General features: G+C 71.0%; 17 protein-coding genes and 3 pseudogenes. 7 read left to right on the top strand and 13 right to left on the bottom strand.

The features are described from left to right. Nucleotides 1-76: 76 nt before the first annotated feature. Both OG276_RS38185 and OG276_RS38180 read left to right on the top strand, forming a co-directional pair. Nucleotides 77-229, top strand: coding sequence for a hypothetical protein (locus OG276_RS38185; protein ID WP_323182423.1), 153 nt, complete (start codon nt 77-79; stop codon nt 227-229). A 134-nt stretch (nt 230-363) separates the two neighbouring features. After that, nucleotides 364-825, top strand: a complete 462-nt coding sequence (locus OG276_RS38180; RefSeq protein WP_266913974.1) for a hypothetical protein — start codon at nt 364-366, stop codon at nt 823-825. Between the two features lie 101 nt (nt 826-926). Here OG276_RS38180 and OG276_RS38175 read toward each other — a convergent pair whose 3' ends face one another. Further along, nucleotides 927-4,778 carry a hypothetical protein gene (locus OG276_RS38175; protein ID WP_266913972.1) on the bottom strand — a complete coding sequence of 1,284 codons (3,852 nt, stop codon included), beginning with the start codon at nt 4,776-4,778 and terminating at the stop codon, nt 927-929. 794 nt (nt 4,779-5,572) lie between these two features. Here OG276_RS38175 and OG276_RS38170 point away from each other — a divergent pair. Then, nucleotides 5,573-6,103 carry a hypothetical protein gene (locus OG276_RS38170; RefSeq protein ID WP_266913970.1) on the top strand — a complete coding sequence of 177 codons (531 nt, stop codon included), beginning with the start codon at nt 5,573-5,575 and terminating at the stop codon, nt 6,101-6,103. A gap of 457 nt (nt 6,104-6,560) precedes the next feature. Here OG276_RS38170 and OG276_RS38165 read toward each other — a convergent pair whose 3' ends face one another. Beyond that, entirely contained in the window at nt 6,561-10,361 is a 3,801-nt protein-coding gene (locus OG276_RS38165) for a hypothetical protein (protein ID WP_266913968.1), read from the bottom strand. Between the two features lie 135 nt (nt 10,362-10,496). Between OG276_RS38165 and OG276_RS38160 the strand changes: the two genes are divergently transcribed. Continuing rightward, nucleotides 10,497-10,688, top strand: a complete 192-nt coding sequence (locus OG276_RS38160; protein ID WP_266913966.1) for a hypothetical protein — start codon at nt 10,497-10,499, stop codon at nt 10,686-10,688. Nucleotides 10,689-10,956: 268 nt separating this feature from the next. On the opposite strand, the gene OG276_RS38155 is transcribed toward OG276_RS38160, so the two are convergent. The 5 genes from OG276_RS38155 to OG276_RS38135 are packed head-to-tail and all read right to left on the bottom strand — an operon-like array spanning nt 10,957 to nt 16,100. Further along, complete coding sequence (locus OG276_RS38155; protein WP_266913964.1) at nt 10,957-11,697, bottom strand: type I-E CRISPR-associated protein Cas6/Cse3/CasE; 741 nt, start codon at nt 11,695-11,697, stop codon at nt 10,957-10,959. Then, the gene (gene cas5e, locus OG276_RS38150) at nt 11,694-12,542 is read right to left on the bottom strand and encodes a type I-E CRISPR-associated protein Cas5/CasD (RefSeq protein WP_266913962.1); all 849 of its coding nucleotides are present in this window, start codon (nt 12,540-12,542) and stop codon (nt 11,694-11,696) included. The genes OG276_RS38155 and cas5e overlap by 4 nt, the downstream gene beginning before the upstream one ends. Continuing rightward, nucleotides 12,539-13,912 (bottom strand): type I-E CRISPR-associated protein Cas7/Cse4/CasC, encoded by a 1,374-nt coding sequence (locus tag OG276_RS38145; protein WP_266913960.1) that lies wholly within the window; start codon nt 13,910-13,912, stop codon nt 12,539-12,541. Before OG276_RS38145 ends, cas5e begins: the two co-directional genes overlap by 4 nt. Next, nucleotides 13,909-14,511, bottom strand: coding sequence for a type I-E CRISPR-associated protein Cse2/CasB (gene casB / locus OG276_RS38140; RefSeq protein WP_266913958.1), 603 nt, complete (start codon nt 14,509-14,511; stop codon nt 13,909-13,911). The genes OG276_RS38145 and casB overlap by 4 nt, the downstream gene beginning before the upstream one ends. After that, a complete protein-coding gene (locus OG276_RS38135; RefSeq protein ID WP_266913956.1) occupies nt 14,508-16,100 on the bottom strand; it encodes a type I-E CRISPR-associated protein Cse1/CasA in 1,593 nt (530 codons plus the stop codon). Before OG276_RS38135 ends, casB begins: the two co-directional genes overlap by 4 nt. Before the next feature lie 1,151 nt (nt 16,101-17,251). Between OG276_RS38135 and OG276_RS40920 the strand changes: the two are divergent. Then, a pseudogene (locus OG276_RS40920) lies at nt 17,252-17,380 on the top strand (IS630 family transposase); the annotation flags it as partial. Between the two features lie 100 nt (nt 17,381-17,480). Here OG276_RS40920 and OG276_RS38130 read toward each other — a convergent pair. After that, a complete protein-coding gene (locus OG276_RS38130) occupies nt 17,481-17,966 on the bottom strand; it encodes a hypothetical protein (protein WP_266913954.1) in 486 nt (161 codons plus the stop codon). A 476-nt stretch (nt 17,967-18,442) separates the two neighbouring features. Between OG276_RS38130 and OG276_RS38125 the strand changes: the two genes are divergently transcribed. After that, a complete protein-coding gene (locus OG276_RS38125; protein ID WP_266913952.1) occupies nt 18,443-19,234 on the top strand; it encodes a hypothetical protein in 792 nt (263 codons plus the stop codon). Nucleotides 19,235-19,584: 350 nt separating this feature from the next. Here the strand turns inward: OG276_RS38125 and OG276_RS38120 are convergent, their stop codons facing one another. The 5 genes and pseudogenes from OG276_RS38120 to OG276_RS38100 form a co-directional block, all read right to left on the bottom strand. Next, on the bottom strand, nt 19,585-20,355 hold the full coding sequence (locus tag OG276_RS38120; protein ID WP_266913950.1) for a transposase family protein: 771 nt from the start codon (nt 20,353-20,355) through the stop codon (nt 19,585-19,587). Between the two features lie 110 nt (nt 20,356-20,465). Continuing rightward, nucleotides 20,466-20,732: pseudogene (locus OG276_RS38115) on the bottom strand (GNAT family N-acetyltransferase); the annotation flags it as partial. Between the two features lie 110 nt (nt 20,733-20,842). Further along, complete coding sequence (locus OG276_RS38110) at nt 20,843-21,004, bottom strand: hypothetical protein (protein WP_167346444.1); 162 nt, start codon at nt 21,002-21,004, stop codon at nt 20,843-20,845. A 470-nt stretch (nt 21,005-21,474) separates the two neighbouring features. Continuing rightward, nucleotides 21,475-22,294 (bottom strand): annotated as a pseudogene (locus OG276_RS38105) (IS5 family transposase); the annotation flags it as partial. 416 nt (nt 22,295-22,710) lie between these two features. Beyond that, on the bottom strand, nt 22,711-23,025 hold the full coding sequence (locus OG276_RS38100; RefSeq protein WP_266913945.1) for a hypothetical protein: 315 nt from the start codon (nt 23,023-23,025) through the stop codon (nt 22,711-22,713). Between the two features lie 344 nt (nt 23,026-23,369). On the opposite strand from OG276_RS38100, the gene OG276_RS38095 reads away from it, so the two are divergent. Beyond that, nucleotides 23,370-23,807 (top strand): hypothetical protein, encoded by a 438-nt coding sequence (locus tag OG276_RS38095; RefSeq protein WP_266913943.1) that lies wholly within the window; start codon nt 23,370-23,372, stop codon nt 23,805-23,807.

Raw genomic sequence — 23,807 nt, 5'->3', positions numbered from 1 at the left:
CAGCCTTGGTGATCGCTCTGTCCGAGGGTGTCTGAGCTGGCCGCGCGGTCGTCGCCGCACATCTGGCCGAGGGAACATGCAGGAGGCGGTGCGGCACCACCTCGCCTTCCGGCACCTGTTGGACGAGGAACTCGGTGTCCCGCCCTCGGCCCTGTTCGCCCGCCAGCTCCAGTCGGGCACGGCCCGTTTCAGACCTCTGCTCGCGAAACTGCCCCGCGGTGACGAGTAGCTCTCAACAGCCGATCTGACGCCCTGTGGACCTACCTTTCGGCGGGGACCGAAACCATCGCACGACGCCGTGAGCCGGCCGAGTATCGCTTCCGGAGGCCGAAGGGGCCTCACACGAATCTGGAGGCGATCGTCTTGCTCACGAAGTTGCGCCGCACCACCACGGGAGCCCTGGCTCTCACCGCCCTCGTTACCGGTCTGCTGCTTTCCGGCGCCGGAACCGCATCCGCGCAGCACCAGTACGGTGACCGGCTCAACCGGGGTGAGAGCCTCGCGCCGGGCGAGTCCATCCAGCGCAGCGGCATGGACGGTCTCGGCAACTATCTCGTCTGGCGCCTCGTCATGCAGACCGACGGCAACCTGGTGGAGTACAAGATGAACCGCTACGGGACCCGCGTCTGCTGGGCGTCCAACACGTACACCGGGGCCTCGGGCAACCGGGCGGTCTACCAGCACGACGGAAACTTCGTCGTCTACACCCCCTCCGGCCAGGCCGTATGGGCCAGCCACACCATGGGCCACGCCGGTGAAACCGTCGACATCAACTCAAGCGGCGTCACCTACGTCGGCCACACGCCCATCTCCGGCGCCTGCTGAGCCGACCCTGAACCCGCTCTGACGTCAAGGCGGCCCTGGAACCGAGGTGGCCCTGCCCGGGCGGACCGCCCGGCTCCGCGGCGGTGCGTGGCGGCAGGTCGTTACCCGCATGTGCTCCGGTAGGGCACGTCCGGGATGTGGTCCTCCCACTCGGTCCGGGTCGGTCCGCCGCCCAGGCTCGTACACAGGGAAGCCACCAGGGCGGCCGGGTCCAGGGCGTGAGTGCGGACCGGGGTGTGGTTGCCCTGCGTGCGCAGGGTGGCGCCGTTGCTGCTGAAGGCGACCTCCCGGACGCTGTCGCCCGGTGTCGGGAGGGGTTCGCCCAGGGGGCTGAGGGAGGCGAGGTCCCACAGCCGCACCCGGCCGAGGTGGTCTCCCGTGGCGAAGGTCCCGCTGTCGGAGGAGTAGCCCAGGGCGAGGACCGGGGAGGACCGGCTGGACGGGGCAGGCCCCTGGGCGGGCGACAGGACTCCTACGCGGCGTTGGGCCGTGCCGTTCCACACCGTGACGAGCCCGGTCCGGTCGGTGGTCGCAAGGGTCCGCCCGTCCGGGCTGAACCGCGCGGCCAGGATGTCTCCCGTCGCCGTCAGCCGGCGTACGGGCTTCCCGTCCGGAAGGGCGAGCACCGATCCGTCCCCGAGTACGGCCAGGGAGGCATCGGGGGCCACCGCCAGCGTGGGGTGGGAGGAGACATCGGCCAGCTGCCTGCCCGAGGCCAGCTCCCACAGACCGGTCCGGTTCACGGCGTAGACGGTGGCCTTGCCGTCGACGAGGAAGGGCGCGAGCACGTCGGGGGACAGACTCTCCCCGGCCAGCTCGTATTGCGCGAGCGCGCGGCGGCGGTCGGTGTCGAAGACGCGGACGCGGACGGGGCCGTCCCCGTGCTCCCACGGCGAAGGTCCGTAGGCGAAGAGCCTGCCGTCCGGGCTGAATCCGCCCGTCGGCGGCTCCTGCCCGTCGCCCGGGCCGGCTGAGGACCTCGCCAGTGCGGGAAGCGTGGCCAGGTGCGCGTCCGTGCGCAGGTCGTAGAGGTCGAAGCGGACGGCGTCCCCGTCACCCCGGGCGCGTACGGCGTACCGGCCGTCCGGGCTGGCGAACTCGGTCTCCAGGGGCTCCGGCGACCACTGCGGCTCCCGCAGGGCGCCGATGTCCACGGTGGCGACGGTGCGTTCGTCCGCCCGCAGGTAGCGCAGCTTCCCCTGCTCGGTGTCCAGTGCCAGCTGTGAGGGTGTCTCGTTCGGCAGGTCGAGGGTGAAGACGGGTGGAACGGGTGGAACGCCGTCGCTCTCGGTGGCTCCCGGAAGGGGCAGGCCCGTGCGCCACAGGGCCAGGGAATCCCGTTTCAGGGCGCCGATCAACGTCGAGTCCGCGCTGAAGGCGAACTCGGTCAGGCCGCTCTCGCTGAACCACGATGAAGCGCCGGCGGCGGTGTCGATGACGCGCAGCCCGGACTCCAGTCTGACCGCCAGCAGCCTGCCGTCGGGCGCGAACGCGAGGCGCCCGCCTCCGTCGCACTCCTCGGGGTCGACGCTCAGGGCGGGGTCGGGGTCGGGGTCGAGGTCGGGGTCGAGGTCGAGGCCGATCCTGCGTTGCTCGGGCACCGACCACACCTGGATCAGGCCGTCGGAGCCGCACAGCGCGATCCGACCGCCATCGGGGCTCAAGGCCGCTGACCGGGCCCGCTTGTGACCTTCGGCGGCGAACACCCGCCGTGCGCCGGCCGTGTCCCAGACCTCCACGGTGCCGTCCACGTTCCAGGCGAGCGTCCCGCTGTCGGCCGCCCAGCTCATGCTGTGGAACGAGACGTTGACGCCGGGCGGCTTCAGCGTACGACGCGCCCCGGACTCCAGGTCCCACACGTGGACCTCGCCCGGCAGCACCGTCTCGCTGCGCCGCTCGGCGGCCCTGGCCGACACCGCACGCTTCCCATCGGGGCTGAGGTCGAGCCAGGAGGTGCTACGCGGCGGTTCGAGGCCTATGTTCGGCTTGGGGGAGGGTGCTCTGGGAAGGATCGGGGTCGCGGTGCGGCGGCGCGTCGCGATGTCCCACTGCTCCAGGCGGTCCTTCCGCTGCAGGGTGAGGGTCCGGGCGTCGCGGCTGAGGAGCCCTCCGAGCCCCTGGTACTCGGGGCCGGCCGGATTGAAGTCGGGGTCGCGCCGGTGGGTCCGCGCGCCCAGCAGGGCGGCACGGGTTTCCGTGGTCCGGTCGAGCTCCCAGGCGGCGATGCCCAGCCGGCCCGCGGTCACCGGGTCGCTCGCGCGCAGTCTTTCGGCGAGGGCCACGGTACGCAGGGCCGCGGTGCGCAGCTTGCGCTGGTCGTCGGCCCGCCTCTGTTCCCATGCCGCGGTACCCACGAGCAGGGACAGTGCCGTCAGCAGGGCGATCACGGTCCGGGCAGCCAGGCGGTTGCGCCGGGTGCGGCGGTGGGTGGCGGTGGCGGCGTCGAGGAAGGCGGCCTCCAGAGCGGTGAGATCACCGCTTCCGGGCTGCGCGGTGAACTCGGCGAGCCGGGAGAGGTGGGCGGGGGATATCCGGATGCCGCGGTCCCGTCCGGCGGAGTCCCACGCATGTGCCGCCTCGGTCAGCCAGCGGTGCAGGCGCAGCTTCTCGCGGCTCTCCTCGATCCAGCCCCGCAGCCGGGGCCAGGCGGTGATCAGGGCCTCGTGGGCAAGATCGGCCCGGTCCTCGTCGAGGGTGATGAGGCGTTCCCGGGCGAGGAGTTCCAGCACGGGCGCAGAGCCGGTGCCCAGCGATTCGAGCTCGGTACGCGTGGTGGGCCGGCGGGTGTCCGGGACCCCGTCGCCGGGGGTGATCAGCCGCAGCATGACCCGGCGTACGGTCTCGGCCTGGTCCGGGTCCATGCGCCCGTAGGCGGCCTCGGCGGTCTGGGCGATGGCGCCGCTCATGCCGCCCGCGCGCTCGTAGGCGTCCAGGGTGAGGGTGCGCCCTCGACGGCGCCGCCAGGTCTCCAGCAGCGCGTGGGAGAGCATCGGCAATCCGCTGCCGCGGGCGGAGACCTCCTCGACGAGGGTTTCGGTCAGGGCTCGTTCCACGATGAGTCCGCGGGCCGCGGCCGGCTTGACGATGACCGCGCGCAGCTCGGCGGGGGTCATCCGTCCGATCGGCAGGCTCGCGTCACGGACAGCCGCCGCGAGTCCGGGATGGTCCAGACAGCGGGCGTAGAAATCGGCCCGGACCCCCAGCACGACGCGCAGCCGCGCGGCAGGATCGGCGGCCCGCAAGAGCCCGCCGATGAACCCGTCGCGCTCCTGCGCGTCGTGGCAGAGGGTGAAGAGCTCCTCGAACTGGTCGACGATCAGCCAGGTGTCGCCTTCGGCCTCGGCCGGGAGCAGTGCCGAGCCGTGCGTGCCGAGGGGATGTTCCCCCGGGGTCAGCAGCCGGATCGCGGCGGGCCGCTCCAGGGCGCCGTCGTCGGGTGCGCGCAGGTACGGGACGAGCCCGGCGCGCAGCAGGGAGGACTTGCCGCTTCCTGACGCCCCGAAGACGGTGACGACCCGGTGGTCGCGCAGGAGGGCGAGTACGTCGGCCAGTACGCGGTCGCGTCCGAAGAACAACTCGCGGTCCCCCGGCTCGAAGCGGGCCAGACCCCTGTACGGGGAGCGCTCGTGCCCCTCCCCTTCCCCCTCCCCCGCGCCCGTCGGCCCCGGCTGGGCCCCCTCCGGAGGGTCGTCCACCCGCCGCCAGCGCGCCTCGAACTCCGCGCACGCCTCGGGGGTGCCGCCGCACGCCGCCACGTAGGCGAGGACCACGGGCAGGGTCGGCAGCTGCTCGCCGGCCGCGGCGCGGGACAGGGTGGCCACGGAGTACGGGCTGCGGCGGGCCATGGCCGCGTAGGTCGGACTGCCCGCGTCCTGGCGCAGCTTGCGCAGGGCGAGCGCGAACTCCGCCACCGGCCCCGCCGCCGGGTCCAGTGCCTTCTCCTGTCGCCCCACACCCACCCCAACGTCGACGGTCGGTGCACGTGCCCCGACGGGGCGCGGCATCCCAGCGACCCCACACACAACCCTCCGCCCGGCTGCTCGGGCAAGACGGTTTCGGGGCACTCCCGCCCGTAATCCCGCCGTACGGCCACGAGTCCGCCGGCCGCTCCCCCGTTGTTTCATCGCCGGAACCGACCAGCGCAACAACGCCCCGGCCCCGCAGAATCGCTGCTGTCGCCACCTCGAACGCCGGTCGGGGACGCCCCCCGTCCGATCCGCCGTACGGCCATGCCGACGGTCGGCCGACGGGAGGTGGGCCGCAGGGGTGGCGACAACGGCGCGGCCGTCGGGGGGCGGCCGCGCCGGGCCCGGCCCCTTGCACGGCCGGGTCACGAGCCCCACCAGGACACGCTCTGAAGGAGTCATGCCATGCCACAAGCCGGTCGGACAGCCACTACGGAGAGCACGGACAGCGGATGGCGGACAGCTGCTAGCGGCTAGCCGCGCGGCCGACAGCGGCGCCGGTCCACAGGCTCCGCCAGGTTCACGAGACGACCGAACACCTACGACCGACCTGAGGACATGATGAGACGAGGATCGAAGCGCTCCGCACTCGTCGCACTCATCACGATGACCGCGTTATCGGGCGGACTGGTGGCGGCGGGCCAACCCGTCGCCCGTCCGGAACGAAGCCGACGGGCGCCGCGACGCTGAATCGCCAGCACGCGCTGGACGAACTGGCCTACAAGCTCACGGACAACCTTCCGGAGGACCAGCGCCATCGCCTTCCCGGATACGCAGGCCTGGTGGTCGACCCCGAGAAGGGCCGCCTCAACCTGTACTGGAAGGGCGAGCCGCCCACGAAGGTCCGCACCCTCACGGAGCGCGCCGGCAAGGGCCTCTCCGTCGTCACCCATCAGGCCGCCTACTCGGCGGCGGAGGTGACCGAGGCGAGGGAGAAGCTTGCCGCCGCCACCGATGCCGGCCGACTGACCCTCGACGGCACCCACCAGTGGCACACCCTCTCCGTCGCCCCCGACGGGTCGGGACTCCAACTCGAGTTCGCCCCCGCGCCGGGGCTCGCCGCCGCGCAGACGACCGCGGCGGTGGCCGCGGTCGCCACAGAGGCCATGAAGATCGCCGGCGGAGTACGGGTCCTGGCCGACTCCGCACACGCGCCCGCGGCGACCGCCCGTCAGGACGACTGGGCACCCTGTCGGGGGGCGGCTACAACAAGATCGCCTTTGGGCCGGAGTCCCCTCGGCTCCTCCGATGTGCGGCTCCTACCGCTCTCATCGACTGGGTTCATCCCTACGCGTGCGAGGAGCAGCCGGTAGCCATGGAAGAGCGCGGCCGGTGGGAAGGGTCATCCCCGCGATCGCGGGAGCAGATCACCTCGGTCTACAACCGGACGCTCGGCATGGGGCCATCCCCGGGTGCGCGGGGATCAGCCACCAGCACGGGAGACGCCAGGGCGGTGGGCGGGGTCATCCCCGCGTGCGCGGGCGAGCAGAGAAGTTCGTCGCGCTTCTTCCTCGCGTCCTCGGGTCATCCCCCGCGTGTGCGGGGAGCAGGCCTCATGCACGTGGATTTCGTACTTCTTCCCGGGATCATCCCCGCGTCCGCGGGAAGCAGTTGGTGCCGAAAGTGCCGTCCGCGTAGGAGCGGGGGTCATCCCCCGCGTGCGCGGGGAGCAGATCGAGCGGCGTACGTCTGGCGCGCGTGGGGAGGGGTCATCCCCGCGTGCGCGGGGAGCATGGGTGATTCTCCGCGTGTCCGGCGTCCACGACGGGGTCATCCCCGCGAGGGCGGGAAGCGGCCGCCGCCCTTCTCCCTACTTCCCGCAGCACGGGCGTGGACGACTGTGATGTCCGCGGCGCGGGCGACCGCTTCCGGCTCGACCCGGGCCAGGACTGGCAGCGTGTAGTACCAGCCTGCAGTGGTCAAGCTCAGGTGGAGGAACCTGCTGGCCGCCTGCTCGTCGGCCCGTACGCCATGCGTGGCATCGAGGGCCAGATGTTCGATGGTGCGGGTGAACGGGTCCTGCCCGGCGGGGTCGACCGCGGGGAGAGGGCGTACCGGGACCCGGGCGAGGTGGCCCGCCATCGCGGTGAGAGCGGCTCCCCGGCTCCGCGGGTCGGTGAGCCGCTCGGCCACCCGGCCAGCCGCCTCAAGGTCGCCGAGCGCCGCATGGACCACCGCGAGGGCGGTCGTGGGGAAGTGCCCGGCTCCGCGGATCGCCAGGTCACGGGTCAGCCAGTCCAGCTGCCGACCGGGCGTCTCGCCCGCGCCGATGCGCAACAGTGCGTGGACCAGGACCGTTTCGGGCTGCCAGGTCTTCGGATCCTTCCGGTCCGCGTAGTCGAGCCCTACGTCCTGCACCTCCTGGAGGAGCCCGGCGTACGGGTACTCCCCGTCGGCCACGGCCGCGGTCACGGCGGGGAGAAGGCCGGCGAGGCGGGCCAGCAGCGTGAACATCCCTTGTGGTGAGTCCTTACTGGCATGCAGGTCTTCGAGGAGCGGGAGGATCAGCTTGTCCGCCCTCTCCGGATCTCGCTCCGCGAGCCCCGAGGCGACGGCGATGCGGGCCAGCCGGTCCGCGCGCCGCCACTCCGCCTTCTTGCTGCGGTCCGCGGGCACCACGTGCTGCCGGAGGAGGTCCTCCGCCGCCTCCCCCTCTCCCGCGCAGGCCAGGGCCTGCGCAACGTGTGCCCATGTGCTGTCGGGAGTCGCCCCGCCGGCGGCCTGCGCCGCCCGCTCTGCGATCCGACGTGCGTCGTCGAGACGGTCGAGGTCGGCGTAGGCCAGGGCCGATGCGGCATACGCCCGCGCCCGGTCGGCCGGCTCCTGCCACGGGGTGAGCAGTGGCTCGACGTCATCCGCCGCGTCGATCCGTACGAGGGCTGCGGCCAGGGCGGGGATCCACCGGGGTGCCCGGCCCGTCCCCCGGCCTGTGGTCGGCAGGAGGGCGAGGGCCTCGTCCAAGCGGTGCTTGGCCTCGGGGTCGTTGCCCAGTTCCGCCAGCCTGAAGGCCTCCTCGGCCAGCCGTTCGGCCTCGGAGTCGGCTCCGCCCTCATCCATGTCGCCGAGGTGTTCGGACCAGTCTTCCGGCCCGCCGGGGAGCCTCGGTTCCAGCGGCTCAAGGAGACGACGGCCGACCTGATCCTCGGGCATCCCGATGTCGGTGAGGGCCGCGGCGAGCCGAGCGAGCGTGTGGCGGAAGCCGAACTCCAGGTGGAAGGCGTCCGCGGGTGAAAGCGGCTCGGTGCCGGGTAGGAGCAGCGCCGAAACGTGCCGGTGGGCCAGGGCCGCGAGGCTCGTGGCCTCCTCCAGCCGGTCCTGCGACAGCGCCGATGCCGCAGCGGCCAGTACGGAGACGTTCTCCAGCGTCGGCGCCGCATCCCACACCGCGTGGGCGTGCTCAAGGATCCGGTCCTGGAGCCGGTCCGTGCGGTCGGGGGCCGCGGTCGCGACGATCTCCCAGATCTGGACGGCTGCGGCGGCTCCCTCCGCCGCCGGCTCCTCGACCAGGTCCGCGGCCTCGTCCTCCAGTTCGTCCAGGAGTTCCGCGGCGGACTCCGGGTGATCCGGCGCCAGGAAGGCGGCCGCCTCCGCCCATGCCTCGTACCGGGCCGTACTCGATCCACGGATCACGCGGAGCAGCTCCAAGCCCGCTGGCACCTGGTCCGTGGCCATCAGCGCGAGCGCGGCCCGGCCGGCCGCCGCCTCCACTTCATCTCCGGCGTACCCGAAGGTTCCGGCCTGGCGAAGTCCCGTACGCGCCCACTCCCCCGCCTCCCGTGCGGCGTCACCGGCCTCCTTGTGCCCGGTCCCCGCCAGTACGCGGGCCACGTCGGCGAAGTGCACCGCCTTCGCCGAGGCATCCGGGGAAGCGCCCGCCAGCGCCCTGGCCCGCCGTACGTCACCGAGCCGGGCGACCGTCCGCGCTACGGATCGTGGCAGGGGCCGTGTGTGCGGCAGGAGCCACTCCCGGGACATGGCCGCCCTCGCCGCCGTGGCAAGACTCGGCGGCGGGCCATCGGCATCCGGCGGAGCAACCAGCGCCAGGTCGGCGAGAGCGACGTCCGCTCCAGAGCCCTGGACGAGGCGGCGCTGGCGCCACGGATCGAGTACGAGGTCTGCGAGTCGATCGGTGTCCCCGCCGTGCCGCACGAGCCGCGTGTAGCCGGTGAGCAGGTAATTCGGGGTGTCCTCGGGCCAGCCCTCGTTCCGGTACTCGTCGGCCCACGCGTGCAGGCGCGCTTCGTACGTGGCCAGTTCCCTCTTGCCGAGGGCAGCGGCGGCGGCCCGGTACAACTCCTCGTGTGCCAGCACGAAGGTCTGCCGGGCGTCGTCGTCCGGGTCCCGTGCGGCGCCCAGCATGAGGACGTCGTTGTCGGTGGGCGCCATGTTGCGGCCTATGACGCTGCGGAGCCTCTTCGCGACATCGTGCGGCCTGACCTCGGCCAGCTCGGCCATGTCGGCGCCGGTGAGGGCGCCCTGGGCGGCAACGAGCAGCCCGAGAAGCGGGGATCCGACGCGCTCGTCCTCCAGCAGGGCATCCAACTCCTGCAGGGCGGTGTCCCTGATGACCTGGGCGGCGGGCGATGCGGCCAGGCGCCGCACGATGCCGGGATCCCTCAACGGGTGGCCCTCCGCCACGTCCTGCGGGACCTGCGGGTTGGCCCGTCCGGACACGATGACGCGCATGCCGTACGGGGGCTGCTTGGGCAGGAGCGCGGCGATGCTCTTCCCGCCCGGGGCGGCGTCCGCGTCCTCGTCGAGGCCGTCGACGATCAGCAGCAGGCGCCGGTGGCGGCCGGCGCTGGCCTTCGCGGCCTCTTCGACCAGCGCGGGCAGGGCCTCGGGCCGCCCGCGTTCCGCGGCCCGGAGCTTGCGGCCGGCCACCGAAGCCAGTTGCTCGCCGAGCGCCAGGAGGAAGTCCTCCCGGCGATTCGTGCCCAGGCGACCGGCGATGAAGTGGTGCACGGCGTCGACACCCGCCGGGAGGCGCCGCGTGGCGAACCAGGCGAGCAGAGCGGTCTTCCCGGCCCAGGCGTCCGCCTGCCACCACACGTACGCGGGACCGCCGTCCGGGGCCGCGGGGAAGGCCGCCAGTTCGTCGAGCTCCTCCTCCCGGTCGACGAACTCGTGCGGCAGTACGTCCTGGAGGGCTTGAGTCGAGGTTCCGCGCAGCCAGCCGGGCGAAGCCGCGCCGATCCGGGGGCCGCGGCCTCCCTGCCCGCTCTTCCGGATGGCCTGCGCCGCATCGCGCCTGGCACGCCAGGTCTCGGTCCCCGTTCGCTGGTGGGCCTTGCTGCGCTGGGCCGCCCGGCTTTCCAGGAGGGGGATCAGCAGGTTCAGCACGTAGCGGACGTGCCGCTCCCGGGTGGGAACCGAAGGTCCCGTGAGCCATCCGCTGAGGGTGGAGTCAGCCACCTTGAAGCCGTGTGGCACGCCGAGTTCGACGAGGTCCCTGAGCGTGAGCTGCTTGCCTCCGCCCGCGGCCGCGTAGAGCGCCGCCAGCTCCACCGAGAACTCGGGCAACTGACCGCCGGTCTCACCATCGTCGGCGGAGAACTTCTCCGGAACCATTCTTCTCCCCTCCCTGACCTGCACAAATACATTCACTCAAGCTCTCCGGACATCGCCGGAACACCTTCGCCCGGTGGATACCTGTGGAACCACGCCAGGCGGAGGATCCGCCGGGCACGACGCGAAGGAATCCCCATGTCCGTTCTGCTGTCCGCCCTGCAGTCCGTGTTCCAGGACGCGGCCACCCTGACCGCCGCCACCGGCCTCGCCTTCACCGGCGCCGTCGTCACGGTGGCCGCGTCCTCCGTGCTCTCCCGCAACCCCCAGCGCCGCCGCGACGCCCGCGCGACGCTCACGATCCTGATGCGGCGGGGCGAGCGGAAGTAGCGCTGCTCGAGGCAGGCACCACCGGCGAGTTGGCCAGATCTCGGCCATGGCGGCGCGTACTGGCCTCCCGCTCCGGTGGGAGCTAACCTCTGATCCGCAGTACTCCCCCGCCATCGCGGGGATGGCTCTCGTTAGGAGCAGACCCAGTCCAGGCCCTGCGTACGCGGGGATGCGACCGCGCGGCCGGCCTGATGAGCCCGTGAAGCCCGTTCTTGAGGGGGCCGACTTTTGTCCGCGGACAAAAGTCGGCCCCCGAATCACGTCTCCCTCAGCGCGTCAGGATCAGCCCACAGCTGTACGCGCGGGCGTGCCCGAGGCCGTTGGAGAGGGCTGCGACCAGGGTTTCCGGGTCGGTGACCGTCAGGGCGCCTCGGATCTCGGCGCGGCCGATGCGGACCGGCTTGCGGCGGTGGGCGCTGGAGAGAGTCGGCAGCATGCGGATGCCGAGGCTGTCCGGGTCGGCGGTGGCGCCGATGCGGACCACGCCGTCCTCGGCGGTGGCAGGGTCGCCGTCGGCCTGGAGGCGGCGTACGAACCAGCGCTTCACGTGTTCGGGTGTGGTGTGCGCGGTCCGGGTGCCGCGGGTCTTCTCCCCGGTGGGGTTGGCCGGAGGGCGGCTGTGGGTCGGGTTGACGACCGTACGGAAGCCCACGACCTCGCCCGCCTTGAAGGTGCGGTCGACGGTGATGATGTGCGGCGGGGCCGTGAAAGCCGCTCGCGGTATGCGGGCCCAGTCACCCGGGATCCGGGACTGCACGACCAGTACGAGCGCCGCCGCCTTGAGGTCCACCGACCAGGTCGACAAGACGCCCATCTGGGAGCGCGCGTCGGGGTCGCCGTCCTCGACCCAGCCGCGGAATCCGCTCATCACGGTGCGGTGCATCTCCTGGGCGTCGACCAGTGACTTGGCGACGAGCGGGTGGCGGGCGTTGAGGGACAGGACGGAGTGCGTGGCGACGAAGCGTGCCGTCGGAGTGGCGGTACGCGTCCCGGAGTGCGCAGTGTTCACGGGATGATGTCCCATTCGGTGGCGTTCGGAGCGATGGTGACGCGCGTACGGGTCTCCCAGCGCGTGGCGTGGGTCCGGCGGGCCGGGTCGAAGCTGACGGGCTGATCGTTGACCGGGGAGGCCCCCCGCCCACCCGAGGCCGCCTGGAGCCAGGCCCAGGGCCGCCGGCCCGAGGTGTCGGGGCCTTCCGGACCCGGCAGCAGTCGTTTCGCGGCGAAGGCCTCGGCGAGCGTGCCGGGCAGGATGCCGGCGGCCAGCGTGCCGGAGGGCGGGCAGGACTTCCGGCCGAGCCAGAGCAGTTGCTTCGGGTGTTCCAGGGCGTACGCGATCTCCTCCAGCAGCGCCCGGTCCCCGTGCTGGAGCCCCACGACGAAGGCCGCGTCCGACAGGTACCAGCGCTCGGTGATCAGCGCCGTACGGGAGAGCTCCCCCGAGACCAGGACCCCGGAGACGGGATCGGCGGCGATCTTCTTCGGAGCCCCGTACCACCCGGCCAGTTCGTGGTGCCCGAAGCCCGGTCCATCGGCGGCTTCCATGCTCTTGGCCACCGCCGCCGCCCGCCGGTGGTCGGTGATGACGTCGCGCGGGCGCAGCGGGTACTTGCCTGCGCCGACCGAGTGGTAGTCGCGTACCGGAGTGCCCGGGTGGTCGGCGCGTACACCGAAGACGAGCCCTGCGAGGTCGTCCACCGGGTCGGTGCGGTCCCGGCCGAGGGCCGCCGCGCACAGCCCGATCACCGCCGATTTGGTGGGCCGGGTGTGGGTGTCGCGGTGGGCGGCGAAGCGTGACACCGCCCCCCAGGACTGGAGGGGGGCGGCGAGCCGTACGAGCAGGACGTGCGTCACGCCGTCAGCCCCTTGGCGGAGGTGACGGGCTCCGCGCCGGGGGATTTCAGCGTGCCCAGGAGCTCGTCGATCTGGGGGTCGTAGGTGAGGACGCGGCCCGATGTGATGTCGGGGCGGCGCGTGCTGACGAAGGCGTGGTGCTTCAGCAGCCGCTTGACCGCGGCCGGCCCGGCCGGGCCCTCGCCGCCCTTGTCCTCGGGGTTCTCGTCAATCGGGGCCTGGAAGGCCGCCGCGTAGTTGTACGGGCGTTCGCCCTCGAAGGCGAGGACGAGGGCGGGCAGCGAACCGGTGGAGGCGGTCGAGTTCTTCTTCGCCTCGGGGAACGCGTCGACGAAGGCGGTGACGAACTCCTCCTCGGCCGCCACCGACGCCTCCTCGGCCTCCTCGACCGTCATGCCGGCGGCCCGCAGGTTCGTACGCAGCTTCACGCGGTCGAGTACGGCGTGCCGGTAGAAGGTGCCGGTGATCAGGGACTGGTAGCCGGTCATGCCGGCGCCGGCGTCGTCCGCGATGTCGAGGAAGTCCAGGGCGTTCTTCTTGCGGTCGAGCTTCGCGTCGTCGGCGGCGGCGTAGAAGTCGTCCACCTGCTCGGCCTCGTGGACGGTGAAGGCATGGCTGCTCTGGACCGCGCCGTCCACGTTCGGGGAGTCTGCGATCTCGGCGAGGAAGCGGCCGTACAGGGCGATGTCGATGGCATCGCGCGGGGCGAGGGCCGTGAGGACCGCGGCGCGGGTCGCCGCCGGCAGCGGGGGCAGCTTGGCGTCGGCCGGGGCAGCCGCGCCTTCCACGGCCTCCGCGGCCTCGTCCGCTTCGAGTGCCGATTCCTGGGCGGCGCTCTTGCGGCCGCCCTTCCTCGGCTTGGGCGCGGCCGCCGCCTGTGCGGTCAGGTACTCCGCCGTCCAGGGCCGGAGTTCCGCAGCCTGCTCGTGGATGTGGGCGGCGATGCGCGTGCCGGCGTCGGAGGGGGCGAAGAGGAGCACCTTGGTCAGGTTCGCGACGGTCTTCTTGCCCGGGTCGCCGAACTTCAGCCCGGTGGCCTCGATGACGGCACGGGCCGTACGGACGGCCTCGTCCGGGTCCCATCCGTGTGCGGAGGCCAGGGCCCGGCTGGTGATCAGTGCCCACTCGCGGGTACGGGTGGCGGTGGTCCGGCCGGCCAGGGCGCCGATGCCCTTGTTGGCGCGGTCACGGGTGTGGACCCGTTCTGCGCGGCGGCGCGCCTGGCTCGTGATCATGTGGCGCTCGGTGCCGCCGTAGACGATGGACTTGGGCGAGCCGTTCTCGTCGCGTACGGGCAGCACGGCGACCAGGGTCTCCAGGAGGTGCAGGGAGAGGAACTGGCGCCCGGTGGAGGTGGCGTTGCTGGTCACGTGGTGGTGCCCTTCTGGGTCGGGTCGGCGATCGTGCCGGCGGTGCGGGCACCGGCGGCCCGGGAGCGAGAGTTGTGGAAGTCCACGGCCCACTCGTAGGAGACGCGGGCCTTGCGGTCGTTCCACTGGCTCAGGTCGTCGGCGAGCCGGGCCCACGAGGGCGGCTTCGCTCCGCAGGCGCGCAACCGGGCGACGGTGTGCTGGAGGTGGCGCCAGGGGATGCGGCGGCTGGAGACGATCCGGTCGACGAGACGGGCCGCACCGGGGTCCTCCGGACCCTGCTTCTCGCCGCTGCCGATGCGACGGGCGGCCTCTCCGAGGCTCCCGTAGCCATAGGAGGGCTCGGACTTGCCCTGGTGGTAGACGGCGAAGAGGAAAGCGACCTGCTCGTAGATCTCCTCCTGCTCCACGCCCGGGCTGTACCAGATGGCCCGGAAGTGCGGTTCCTTGCGGACCCGGGGGCGCCGGAGGTCGGCGAGGCTACCGTAGTGGCGGTTGTGTACGAGGCTGGCGAGCCAGGCGGTCAGGGCGGCGCTGCTCTCACTGGTCTCACTGGTTTTGGGGCCGGACTTGGCCTCGGACTCGGCTCGGGTGGTCATGCCCTCTCCCCTCGGATTTCGGCCGGCGCCTTGGGCGAGGCCAGCTCGTCGTCGAACCGCTTCAGCGCCGCTGCCTGCGCCTTGGCGCCCTGCCTGCTCCGCGGCAGCGAGTCGAGGCGCGCGGTGAGGAACCCCCGGGCGGAGGCGGCCACCGTGGCCGCGTAGTCGAGCAGGCACTCCTGGACGGGCTCGCCGATGGTGGTCTCGTCCATCAGCAGGTCGAACGGTTCCCGCGTCGCCGCCCAGTGCATGCCGCGCGCGTCGAAGCGCGCGATCTGGCCGGTCTTGTCGGCCGGCTTGGGGTTCGGGTAGACGACGGTCCAGGCCGCGTACGCCGCCCTGCTCAGGGCGGAGGCCACGTACTCGGCGATCTCCGAACCGCGGAAGGAGGCGAGGTAGAGCCGCGCCTCCAGGCCGGGGGCGAAGGGGAACGTCCCGTCGACCCAGGTGATGGCCGTGGTCTGCTTGGCCACGAGTCCGACGGTCCACAGCTCGACGCGGCGGGCCGGCTGCTGGCCGGGCTCGGGGGCGACGTCCTCCGGGGGGAAGAGCGCGAGCCGCCGGTACAGGGTCTTGCCGTCGTTCGCTCCGTCGGACGAACGGGCCTTGTCCACGGCCGCGTAGAGGGAGTGGGCGTCGCGCCACACGGCGCGGGTCGCGGAGGCCCAGAGCGGCTTGCTCGTCCCGTCCGCCCGCGTGGCGGAGACCGCGTCCTGGAGGTGCTCCTCCGTCAGCGCGAGCAGTTCGCCGGCCCCGAGGAGCACCCGGTCCACGGCGTCCCCCTCGGGCGTGGGGCGGAGCAGGACCGACCGGCCGAGGTAGCTGTGCAGGTCCGCGGGACCGCTGACCGGGCGGGCCTGGGGCTTCGTCGTGAAACCGCGGCGCTCCTTGCCGGTGGTCCAGGAGCGGTTCAGTTCGCCGGGCGGCCCGGAGACGGGGGCCAGGTTCAGGCGGAGGGTCTCGCCGAGGGTCTCGCCGAGCGCGATGACGCGGATTCGGGTCCCCAGGCGGGTGGCGGCGAGGTTGGTGATGGTGGGGCCGAGCGTCTCCTTGCCGGAGATCCGGGCCCGTCCGGCCGGCCCGTACACGTGCTGCGTGAGCATGGCGCGGAAGGCGCGGGCGACGGGTAAGGGGTCGGGGTGGTCGAGGTGGTGGTGGTCGAAGAACTGGTTGTAATCGCCGACCTGCTCGATCACCAGCTGCGCCGGGCCGGCGCCCCGCTGGTCGAGGAAGGGGGCGAGGAGGGAGTTCTGCCCGAGCGGCTCGGTCGGGTGGAACAGGTCCCACACCTCGTCCTCGGGCCGCCCGGCGAGCCACTCGGCGGCGGGCCTCAGCCCGTCCTTCCCGTCGACCCAGGCCGGCCACTCGGCGGCGGACGCCGGGTAGGTACCGGAGGCGAAGCAGATGGCCAGCAGGAACTCGATGACGGCGACCTTCTCCCCCGGCGTGTCCCCTTCCACGCCGCGAAGGGCATCGGCATCGTGGAGCACGTCGACGAGGCTGAGCTCGACGAGCCGGTCGTCGAGGGTCAGGACCCGTACGCACGGCTGCCGCCGGGGATCCCACCGAGGGCGTATCGAATCAGCCAAGTTGCATCGTTCGCTTCCTGCTCTTAACGGTTGCCTGCTGGAATGAAGCAGGACGCTAGCAGGGGGACGCGGGCCGGAGGGCGGGTTCGGAGAATCTCAACTTGCCCTAGAACGAACGGACTTGTCTCTCCAAGCGAGCACAGAGGAGTCCGGCTCATGGGAGTCCCGCGGGCGCGGGCGCACCCCAGCGAGGCATGCGAGTCCCAGATCTCGGGGCAGACCTCGGCCTTGGTGAGTTCGGAGGTGAATTGCTTGGCCGGAACACAGGATCGGTGAAGGCCGCCCATGTGTCAGGCGGCTCCCTCAGCGGGGGAACCAGTCCGACGGCCATCCGAGCCAGGGATGGAGCCGGCGCTGGCGGGCTTCGCTCGCGGCCCTCAACAGAGCCCGGACGCCGGTTGGGCCGTAACCACCCCCGCGCAGACCGGGGAGGTACCCGTCTCCAGTGCTGGCGGCCCCGGTACCGGCCCCATCACCCAGGACCCTAGACGCCGGGTACGACAATCGAGTCCGGACCATGAAGAACAAGCTGCGCCACGGCCAAGGAGGGTCCATCCCTACGGCTGTAGGGAGCAGGCGTCGAACACCATCCGGGCTTGAGCACTGTCGGGGTCATCCCCGCGTACGCGGGGAGCAGGGCGAATTCGTCGTGCCGCAGATGTCCGCCCCGGGGTCATCCCCGCGTGCAGCGGGGATCAGCAGATGTCCGAGCAAACTGCGCGGCTCAAGAAGGGGTCATCCCCCTGTGCGCGGGGAGCAGTCGACGTCGTGCTTGTCGGCCTGGACCATCGGGGGGTCATCCCCGCGGGCGCGGGGAGCAGGTCAGGGCAGACCAGCCGGTGCACAAGATCCAGGGTTCATCCCCCGCGCGCGCGGGGAGAAGACGCTGACCACCACGCAGATCCCGCTGGACACCGGATCATTCCCGCAACAGCGGGACGGACATGGGGTACATGATCGGCGCGCCGTCGATGGGTCCATCCCCGCGCGTTCAGCGGGGCGGTCCAGGAAGATCGGACCAGCCGGCGCCATGTCGGGATCATCCCCGCATGCGCGGGAAAAGGGACAGCCTCGCTTGAAGCCACACGACCCGGCCTGGTTCATTCCCGCAGACGCGGAAACAGAATTGCTGACCTCCGACACTACGTGCTCTCGACGGCACGGACCACGCCGACCACAAGGAACAGGGCAGCATGATCCTCCGCTACATCATCTGGCGAAACCGCCACGAGGACGACCGACGCCTACGCGTCCTCGTCGACAGAGCGAACGTCGCCTGAACCTCAGCCGAGCCTCTTGAGGTCGTCTCATAGCCAAGCGACTCCTAAGACGACGTCGAGCCCCCGTCATTCATGTGCCGAGAGTGGCGGAGGTCGGCTGTCATGCACGCCGCAGGGTCGCTTCTTTTCCCCATTCCGACCCGCCGAGGAACAATGTGGCCCCCTTGAGGTTGAAGTCGATTTTCGCCTCGGCTCGGCATGTCCCCTTGGGGTCCTCGGTTATGACCTCGTGAATGACCAGCTTTTCGCCTATGACAGCCACCAGGGTCAGCTCTCCCTTGCACGGCGCCACGGGCCACTCGATCGTGCCGACCGCCTGGCCTTCTTTCCCTGCCCGCAGATTCACGATGATCAGCTCTTCGTCATTGCTTGTGGAACCGCGCCACGTCCCCGCCCAGCCTGCAGGGGTCCGGCCGCTGAGGGCCGGGGAGACAGGCGCCGCCGACAGGGAAGCATCCCCTTCGGGCGTCTTCGGCGCCTTCGGTTCAGTGGGCTGCGGGGTGCCCCCGGAAGGTGCGCCCCCGCCTGCCCCGGCTTCAGCCGTATCGCTTGAGCGCCGCCCCTCTGACGTCACCCCGTCGGCCATGGGAAACAACCAAGCCATTAGCCCAACGATGATGCCCAGGGCCGTGACACCCAGACTCGCAAATACCGGCCATGATGGCCTCGATTCAGCCACTCGCATCTCCCCCACTCCATGCACTCCTGTGACTGGTCCAATGGTGGCCGACGACCGGATTCGTCGCCAGGGAACCTGGCGCCGTGACTGGCGCAGTTCGGTAACCAACTGTCAATTGGGGTGACGGTCACGCGCCGCCCGACACAGCACCAAGACGGCACGTAAGAGCACAAGAGGGCAAACGTTGCCTGATGCGGCACTAGTACTACAGGGCTGGATTCCACAGCGGGCTCGGCACCATCCCGAGGTCGCGGCTCCTCTGCAATGGTGGGCGCAAGTTCCGTGCAAGGGGCTCACCCTGATGTGGCATCAGGGTCAGCTCGGGGTACGCCAAGGGGCCGCCCCGATAGTCCGCGATGCGGGCCCAGCGGCACGCTGAGGGCATGCAGATCACCACAGACAAGCGCACGCAGGCCGGCCTCCGCCGCACCGGCGCCGGAATCGCCTTCGCCGCCGTGCTCGGCGCCGCGGCCTTCACCGCCACCGGGGCCGCCGAGGCCGCCGAACCGCCCGCCGCCAACGCCCCGGCCGCCGCACCCGCCTACGACTTCGGCGACTGCCCCGCCATCCCCGCCGGGGTCGACGCGACCCGCTGGAAGTGCGAAGTCCTGACCGCCACGGGCTCGCTGACCCTCGGCAACCGCACCCTCCCCGAGCTCGCCCCGATGACCATCACCCACGCAGAGGGTCCCCTGCCCGACGGCTCGAACGGCCAGGTCTGGGGGGCCCTGCGCGGCGGGCCGACCACCGTGCCCGGCGGGATCCTCGGCTGGCCCGCCGGCGCGCACAACCCGCGGATGGCATTAACCCTCCAGCCGGAGTACGGCGGCCGCTCCGACTTCTACTCCGTCGGGAACAACATGGGCCTGTTCACCCTGCGCTTCCGCGCCGTCAGCCCCGCCCTGCCCGACGGCTGCGTCATCGGCGGCGGTGACGCCCCGATCGAGTTCCGCCTCAAGCGCTTGGGCAGCGCCCAGTTGGTCTCCACGAACCCGCCGATCATCAAGTTCAACGCGTACGACGACACCTTCACCACCCCGGCCGCGACCGGCTGCGGCCCCCTCGGCGGCCTCGTCAACAACCGCCTCGGCCTCCCCGCCACGACCGGAAACTCGATCAATCTGTCCGCGTACTACACGTTCAAGACGTACGACCAGCTTCCGCCGCGCGGCTGACCGTCACCATGGCGTAGAGGAGGCGACCCCGGCCGGCCGGAGTCGCGGCGTGCGCACGGGGTATCTGCGGCGGGTGCTGGCCTCGCTGGAGAAGAAGGCCGGCTCCAACGAGGGCACGATCCGCTGCAAGCGTGTGAACTGACCTCGACGACCACTACCCGGCCCCGAAGGCGAAGGCTGCGACCACTGAGCCTGGCTGACCTTCCGCCGGAAACACCAAGCTGACCCCTGGCGTTATCACTTCCGCCGACGCAGGCGACTCCGAACAACACAGATCCAGCCCCGTAGTACTAAAGGTTGTTGCAGAAGCGTGGGTGTGGGCGGGCTTGTATGTTGTCTGACCTGCTGTTTCACCGGGCCATAGCGAGGTTGTGCATGGTTGCGACGGCCTGGACGGCGTGGTGGAGGCTGTCGCCTTTCTGTCGGCAGTCGCGGAGGATCTTCCAGTTCTTCATGCGGGCGAAGGTGTGCTCGACGCGGGCGCGGACCCGTCGGTGTTCGGCGTTGTCCTCCTCCTGGCCGCGCAGGAGGGGCCGTCCGGCTCGTCTGCGGTGCGGGACGATGAGCCCTGTTCCGAGGTAGGCGCCGTCCGCGATGACAGTCGTCCCGGCCGCCGTCGCCGGTAGGTCCGATTCCCGCCAGACGTGGGCGTCGGCCTTGTTGCCGGGCGCTGGGCGTGCGCTTGCGACGACCAGGCGGCTGTCCGCGTCGATGATGACCTGCACATTCGCGGAGAAGCGGTAGTTGCGGGACGAGGCGGCGACGGTGCGGTCGCGGACGGGGATCAAGGTGCCGTCCACGATCCACAACCGGTCCACGTCGGCGACGGGTCGCGGGGCCGGCTCCAGCGCCAGGAGCGGACCCAGCCTGTTGATCACCCGGCAGACGGTGGCCGGGGAGATCCCGAAGAGCGGGGCGAGCTGGCGCATCGTGAGATTGGTTCGGTAGTAAACGGCCACCAGCAGCACCCGGTCCGGCAGTGGCAGGCACCATGGACGGCCTCCACCTGGGCCGTTTCCGCCCCGCTCCCGCACCACCTTCACGAGCTTCGCGAAACGGTCCATCCGTAGACCAGTGAACGTCTCCACCCACACCGACTCAGCCCGCAACACCCCACCCATACAAGAGGAATGCCCCATCCCAGACGTTCTGCAACAACCTTTAGGGCGTGTAGCGAAAGCACGGACAGGCCGGGCGGGTTGATGTCCCGGTCCGGCCCGTCCGCTCTCTGCTAAAGGTCGAGCTGATACTGGTGTGTCGTGTGCGTGGGTGTGTAGCCGAGACCGTCGTTGACCCGTCGCATGTGCGCGTTGCTGTCGGCGGTGTCGGTCAGGAGGCCACCGAGGTCCGGATAGTCCCTGTGGGCCTGTCGGATCGACTCGGCCTTCATCCATCGGCCGAGGCCGCGACCTCGGTGCTCGGGCAGCACCCCCGTGCCGTAGTGCTGGCCCTCGCCTGTGCCGTTGCCGGGGATGACGAGTTCGGTGAAGGCGGCGACGAGCCGCAGAGTTGAGCTCGGCCGCCTCTTGACTGACCCCCTGACCTGACACGACCTCTGAGACGGCGAAACGCCGTGGTATGCCGGGGCGTTTCGTGCGTGCGCTCAGTTCAGCGCAAGCCGTCTGTGTCGTCGTGCTCTTCGCCGACTGGGAGTGGCCGACGGTCCTCCACCGGGTCATCGCTGTAGATGACCGCGGAGACCGCGCTGTCGTAGGCATCGTCGAGACCGTTACCGCTTGCGCCGAGTATGTTCTCCCAGTCAATTCCCATACATACGAGCCTACCCGTAGTGTTCGAGGAACCGAGCGATGTGGGCGTTGAGCTCGTCCGCCTGGGCAAAGATCGCAGTTTCCTCTCCTGGGAGGATGGGCGGCGCGGTCGGCCTCGTCATCGGGCTAGGGTCCGTTCACCCGTGGCGGTGACTATGGCTGTTGAGTTCTCCACGCTGGCAGCCCAGCGCCCGATCGCGGACTCCTGGCACTGGGTAAGCCCGGCGTCGGCGGCCAGGGCGCGGGCCGTGCGGGCGGGGCGGCCGACCCCCACATGCTGGTCGTGCGAGAGCTTCCGCAGCGCTGCGGCATCCAACGTCCGGTGGGCGAGGCGCAGGGCCTCGCCGAGCCCTAGGTGTTCTGCCTTGGGAGGTTGTGGACGGCTGGGCAGTCGCGTGCATGCTGAAGCCACTGCTGCGTGTAGTTGAAGCGGGCGGTCGTACCGTGGACGATCCGACCGAGGAACAGCGACTTGTCGTACCGCGTGGCGACAGCGCGGTTCCTCATGAGGCGATTGATCCCACACTCGACCGCGTGGCGCTCGCGGTAGTCGGCCGGGTCGAAGCGCGGCGGCCGGCCGCCGCGGGAACCGAGCCTTCGGCGGTTGCGGGCCTGGTCGGCCTTGTCCGGGATGGTGCAGCGAATCCCGCGGCGGCGCAGGTAGCCGCGGTTCCTGCGGGAGGCGTACGCCTTGTCGGCCCGCACGCGGTTGGGGCGGACGCGTGGCCGTCCCGGACCGATGCGGGGCACGCGAATCTTGTCCAAAACGGGTTCGAACTGCGGCGAGTCGCCGCGCTGCCCGGCCGTGATCACGATCGACATGGGTTTCTGACCCTGCTCGACGGCCAGGTGCAACTTGGTGGTGAACCCGCCGCGTGAGCGACCCAGTCCGCGATCCTCGGGTTCGGTGAACACACCGCCTGGCGGTTCCTTCTGCAGGTCACCCTGCCTGCGGGCCCCAGCCGCATGCTGATGAGCACGACAGACCGTGGAATCGAGGCTCAGGTCCCACGTGATCCTCCCCTTCGCGTCGGCGAAGGACTGCAGCCGGGTGAAGACCTGATGCCAGGTGCCGTTCCGCTGGCACCGGCGGAACAAGTCGTAGACCCGGCCCCAAGGCCCGTACTCGACGGGCATGTCCCGCCACGCAACCCCCTGTACGGACCCGAAACCGTATGCCATCGATCAACCGCCGCCGAGGCCAGACAGGTGGCCGACCCGCCTTCGTGCCCTTCGGCAACAACGGCTCCAGCACCGCCCACTGCTCGTCCGTGAGATCTCCCCGACCCATGAACGGTGATCATCCACAGCACAAGATCCACTTTCGACAGACAGCCTAGGCGACCCGGCGCGTCGATCTGGGACTGTTGAAAGGTCCGGGGGTCTGACGATCAGCGGCCCGACTTTTGTCCGCGGACAAAAGTCGGGCCGGCTCGGAGTCCCGCTGGGAGTGTGCCGGGAGGTCCGCCGCTCCCCCGGCCGGAGCCTGCTCGGCGGCTGTCGGGCCCGCTGTCGCCGCCCCCTGGGCCTCGCGCAGGATCTCCCGCTGGGCCGCCTTCACCTGGACTTCTTGCTCCTTGGCCTCCCGCAGTAGTCCCAGCAGCTCGGCCGCGCCGGCGTCCGGGCGCTCCTTCGCGGCACGCGAGCCTGAGAGCATGCGTGGGCCCCGCCCACCGTCAGGTCGGCGGGGCCCAGTGATCGTGAACCTCAGCTGTGGGTCAATTGATCAGCTCGCACTTCGAACTCGACTTTCCCTTCCAGCGATTCGACTCCCCAAGGGGTGACGGAGATCTTGACTGTGTCCGGGGTGCCTGGGCTGCTGGCGCTGTCCAGGATGTCGCAGAGGATTCCCACCTCGACGGGATAGCCGGAGTTGGGGTGAAGGTCCTCACCACCGAACCGGGGCCACTTCTCGATGAAGGTCCATTGCTGGTGGTGCGCGTCGGTGAAGCGGACCTCGACCAGGCCGGGCTGGGGTTCGTCATCGACCCATCGGACCGCTTCACAACGTAGGAAAATCATGGCCGCACTCTGCCATCAGGGCCTGCCTGCGGCAGCCGGATTTCCAGGCCGGCCAGCTGATGGTGCTGTTACGGAGCCCTGCGCAGTGGGACGACGTCGGGAAGGCCCGTGGGCATCGAGGGCCGGGCGGCTTCTGGTGTCGCCAGGAGCGCGACGATGGTGACAATGGTGACGGGCTGCTGGCAGTGGTGGCAGTTGCGGGTCGCGGCGGGAATCCGGCCCCGGGCACCGCACCGGGCACCACCCTGACCTGGGAAGCGGCCCTGTAACGGAACCCGAGGGCGCTTGGCCCCCGATCCTTCGGTGTACATATGATCGACCCCGATCCATCGGGGGGCGCAGCCATGTCAGTTGAATTCGGCCAGGAGTGGAACCGGGCACACGCGGACGCCGCGGACCGGCAGGTGGACATGCGGCTGAACGGGGCGACAGGACCCACGGGTCCGTTCGCCCCCGGCGGCTCCGGGGACTTCGCCTCGACGCCCGCGGAGAAGAAGGCCGCCGCGGGCACGATCGAGACCGAACTGGAGCCGGGCACCAAGAAGGCCTCGGTACACGCGGACCAGGACACCGCCACGGCCCAGAAGGGCTTCGCCGGCTGGGAGACCGCCCACGGCCTGAAGACCGTCACGGACACCTGGCACCAGCAGGTGAAGACCCTGATGGGCCGCCTGTCGGGCGAGAAGAACTCGCTGCGCGGGGCCTCCTCGCTCTTCACCCGGAACGACACCGGGCTGGGCGACCAGTTCCTGGCGCCGCAGTCGAAGCTGAACGGTCTGTAG

Source organism: Streptomyces sp. NBC_00086 (assembly GCF_026343255.1).
Classification (GTDB): Bacteria; Actinomycetota; Actinomycetes; order Streptomycetales; family Streptomycetaceae; genus Streptomyces.
The sequence above is the reverse complement of the archived record's forward strand: the minus strand, read 5'-3'. Positions and strand labels throughout refer to the sequence as shown.